This window comes from Paenibacillus sp. OT2-17 (genome assembly GCF_009827695.1).
In the GTDB taxonomy this organism is placed as follows: domain Bacteria; phylum Bacillota; class Bacilli; order Paenibacillales; family Paenibacillaceae; genus Paenibacillus; species Paenibacillus polymyxa_B.
Genome location: NZ_WUDQ01000355.1, coordinates 1 through 3,845 on the forward strand (window position 1 = coordinate 1; position 3,845 = coordinate 3,845).

Consider the following 3,845-nt stretch of genomic DNA (forward strand, 5'->3'; position numbering starts at 1 on the left):
CTCTAATGAAAAGTTTTATATCGACTGGACCACAGGAGGACATACATCTGTTGATGTGGCGTTAACCGCGATGGGCCCCGGATCTTCTCAGTTTAGCGGGAATTACCCGAATACTGCCATTCATGACAAGCTGGTTAAGCTGCTTCAATTAAAGAAGTAACGTAGGGTGAAAGCTGCCTCTTAAAAAGATTTTCCATATTGGCAATATGGTTTTTCCTGTGATAAACTAAAGCTAATAAGTATATACTAAAAAAGAGTAAGGATGCTACCAACATCCTCACTCTTTTACAACAGCCGCTTATAAGGGCGGTGGCTGTAGGGTTGGATTAGTAAAATAGACCGCTAACCTTTTCCGGAGGGCGGTCTATTTCTTTTTGTTGAAGGAAATAATCAAGATCACCAACGTTGCAAATTGAATCATCAACATTAATGTATCTTTAACCTCCACAGGCATCACCTCCTTTGCAGGAGACTAGCCGACCGCCCATCTAAGCCATTCTGTTGTTAGTTTATAGTATATCATATGGATAGTATTGCTAAAAAGGACAAAACCAAAGGTAACTTTTAAATTCGCTTATATTATGGACATGCAGAATATACTCAACCTTTACTCCTCCGTTGTTTTCTTCCCCCACACAAATTTCATTATAAAAAATATAATTGTCAGCATGATGAGAAGCAATGCCATCTGCAGGCCATAACGATGGATCAGTTCTCCTGCTGCTTGTACATGATCGCCAAAGATACGTCCGAGCAGAAAGAAGATTAGCGTCCAGATCAAGCCCGTTGAATAAGAGAAGAGGGCATAGCGCTTGAAGCTCATTTTATTGATTCCGACAATATATGGAATAATGTGACGGACGATCGGTAGCAAATAACTGATGCAAATAGTGAAGTTTCCATACTTATGTACTAATTTTTCCGAAAACGTAATGTACTTGTCCATTTTTTTCTTCCGGCGCAAACGTTCTAAAATCGGTGTACCCACGGTTCTCCCCAATACATAACCTAAGGACAAGCCTGATATAACCCCAAGATATACAATTAAAAAAGCGGGTAACGGGTGAAGTATGCCCATGCTTGTTACAGCCCCGCCAGTCATCACAATGACTTCGTCCGGGATGGGCAGACCTACAATTCCGAGCCATAGAGAAAAGAATAATGCTGCATAGCCGTATTGTTCGATGATGGAAATTAAATATTCCACGTCCATACGCATACTCCTTTCTTATGCTTTCTTTCGGCATACATACACGAATGCGGGTGGAACGTTCATAGGCACAAACTTGATTTCTTCAATATCAAACCATTCACCTAACTGTTGTTTCATCTGTTTAGAGTATTGAAAGGCGACAAACATTCCTCCATCCCTGAGTGATAGATGAATTTGTTCTACAATTTGATTTCGCATCTCTTGTGGAAAATTGAAAAATGGCAGCCCGCTAATTATGCAGTCAAGCTGTTCTATTTGGGCATTTTTCATAGCAAGCTGAAGCTCGCGCGAGTCGGAATAGCACAGATAATTCGGGAATCTTCTTTTTAAATTCTGCTGCATGGCCTGGTCCTTTTCAAAGAGTAAAACCTTTGGTTGAAATTTAGCAGCACAGGGGATGTATTGAGTAATTGCCCCCGTGCCAGCACCAAGCTCGGCAACAGCATGAACTTCACTCCATGGAATGGATTCTATCATATTTTTAGCTAAAAATCTGGAACTTGGTGTTACACTACCCACATATGCAGGCGAGTACAAAAATTTGAATAGGAACATAAGTCTCTCGTGAACCAAATGGCTAATACGGATCATACATCATTCCCCTACTTTCAATTTTTAGAATACGTTCATTTATTCTTTGCTAAGAGTAACAAATTATCCCTTTACTTACTCCTGTCTCGAGTAGGGTTAATCCCCCCGTCCTGCGGAGGGGATTTTCCTTGACTATGGTCTAGGAAATAAAAAAAGAGTGGTATTAATGAGTCTGTATTTATTCAGTTATCATTCAGCATCCCCTCAGGTTGCATTCAGATTTGCTGCCGATGAAAGGTAGGTGGGCAGCTAAAAACATTATGTACACTGAGAGGGGATCTACTTTGTCACTATCCATTAACAGGCATCTCATCACGACTTCCTATGATCAATCGAATAAGGTGAAGTCAAATGAGAATGGACTAAATACCACGGGTCATACCACACACAAGAAATCTAACGATTCACTCGAATTGAGCAAGGAATTTATGGAATACACGGGAGGAATGCAGGCTCCGCTTCCTACGGAAAACTACAGTAATGATTACAAGTACGACGACCAGGATACCATTGCACTAACTACAGACCAACAGAAAACGCTGTTGTCTGATCTGCAAAGTTATCTGATGTCTTCAAGTGCTTCCTCTGATACAGATGAACTCACCAATAGCACGAAGAATCCGTTGGCTTCGGTTAGCGACTTATTAGCCGATGTGGATCTTTCGACGGCAACAGATGATGAAGTATCGGAGCTATTCGATAAGATAGCAGAAACGATCCAAAATAATCGTCCTGCACCACCGCCTGAAGGAGACCCGTCACATCCTGAAATGGATAGCAGTGGTCTGCCTCCTATGATGCAGGCAATGGGTGGAATTATGCCTCCATTCGCATGGAATATCCAAGAGACTTCCAATCAAGAGGATAACGGTGCTACATCTGAGAAAGAGCTTACAGTAGATGAAAAAAGATCCTTGCTGAGTGATTTGCAGAGCGTTCTGAGTACCAGTCTTATATCCGGGTCAACAGCTTCGGACAAAGATCAGGAAACAGATCTGCTTTCTACATTAAAAGACGCGTGGGGAAATACAGACGAATCGAATGCCACAGATGAAGAAATATCGGCTTTATTCGATAAAATCGCTAAGTTTTTTGAACAATCTGTATCATCATCGTCATAGTCATTAGAGTGCAATACCATAGCTTAGAACCGGTTAGCCCACACGTGTAAACTCATACTTTTATAAAGGGGAAATCTCGTATGAACATTTCATCCACATCCAGCAGTTCTATATCTATTGCAAGCACTTCGTCTTCATCCAGTACCAACGAAACAGCTAGTCTGGAAAAGCAAAAAGCTCAACTTGAAGCGGAGTACAACAAGGTACAGCAAAGTAAAGATAATAAAGATACAAAAGAAACAAAAATGAAGCAGCTTCAGCAGCAAATTAAACAGATTGAAGCTCAAATTGCACAGCAAAGTTCGCAATCCAGCAGCACGTCAACTCCAAAAATGGAAAAGCCCGCTCCAAGTAACACGGAAACAACTCGTATCAACAGCGCTAACAGTAGTGATATTACAGGAGTTGGGAAATCACTGGATATTTCAATTTAATCATCCCATCTTTTTTCCTGTAGGACAGACGATGGATACAAACGATAGCAGGCTCTCCGTTTCAGAGGGGCCTGCTTTTTTCGTTTACTAAATATTTTGCATGAATCCAGGGAGCGACTTTCAATCAGCGCTATATAGATCGGAATAATTTTATCTGTTTAAATGTCTCATGTGACTAAACATAGAAAAGTATATACAATATATAACAGTAGGAAGATGAAAGTATTTTAACCCTATTATTTTCTATATTTAAATCAGTAAGTGCTAGTAATCATTTCAAATTGGAGGGCTTATGCCATGACGCTGGAACCTCAGATGAGTCGAAGTAGTAGGGAGGAAGCGCGTTTAGTCAGAAACAAGTTGATTGAGTTTAATGCGAAACACGTCCCAGCAGATATTCGAACCCGATACGAAGAGATTAATCTTACGCTCAAAGATGAAGACGGTCAGGTCATGGGCGGTCTCCTAAGTGTACTATGTTGGAAC

Annotated in this window: 6 protein-coding genes and 1 pseudogene; 4 read left to right on the plus strand and 3 right to left on the minus strand. The window is 40.8% G+C overall.

The genetic code is table 11. The features are described from left to right. Positions 1 to 160, plus strand: a 160-nt coding sequence (locus GRP75_RS21055; RefSeq protein ID WP_202404245.1) for an alkaline phosphatase, incomplete at its 5' end; no start/stop codon positions are given. A 204-nt stretch (positions 161 to 364) separates the two neighbouring features. On the opposite strand, the gene GRP75_RS30690 is transcribed toward GRP75_RS21055, so the two are convergent. From GRP75_RS30690 to GRP75_RS21065, 3 genes are all read right to left on the minus strand, one after another. After that, positions 365 to 454, minus strand: a complete 90-nt coding sequence (locus GRP75_RS30690) for a putative holin-like toxin (protein WP_007429455.1) — start codon at positions 452 to 454, stop codon at positions 365 to 367. Between the two features lie 153 nt (positions 455 to 607). Beyond that, a complete protein-coding gene (locus GRP75_RS21060; RefSeq protein ID WP_023987704.1) occupies positions 608 to 1,213 on the minus strand; it encodes a DedA family protein in 606 nt (201 codons plus the stop codon). Positions 1,214 to 1,228: 15 nt separating this feature from the next. Then, positions 1,229 to 1,804: a class I SAM-dependent methyltransferase gene (locus GRP75_RS21065; protein ID WP_053324924.1), complete on the minus strand. Its 576-nt coding sequence runs from the start codon at positions 1,802 to 1,804 to the stop codon at positions 1,229 to 1,231. A 284-nt stretch (positions 1,805 to 2,088) separates the two neighbouring features. Here GRP75_RS21065 and GRP75_RS21070 point away from each other — a divergent pair, with 284 nt between their 5' ends. The 3 genes and pseudogenes from GRP75_RS21070 to GRP75_RS21080 all read left to right on the plus strand — a co-directional run. After that, positions 2,089 to 2,925 carry a hypothetical protein gene (locus GRP75_RS21070; RefSeq protein ID WP_160790275.1) on the plus strand — a complete coding sequence of 279 codons (837 nt, stop codon included), beginning with the start codon at positions 2,089 to 2,091 and terminating at the stop codon, positions 2,923 to 2,925. Between the two features lie 80 nt (positions 2,926 to 3,005). Beyond that, entirely contained in the window at positions 3,006 to 3,359 is a 354-nt protein-coding gene (locus GRP75_RS21075) for a FlxA-like family protein (RefSeq protein WP_160790276.1), read from the plus strand. A gap of 297 nt (positions 3,360 to 3,656) precedes the next feature. Then, positions 3,657 to 3,845, plus strand: a pseudogene (locus GRP75_RS21080) (GNAT family N-acetyltransferase); the annotation flags it as partial.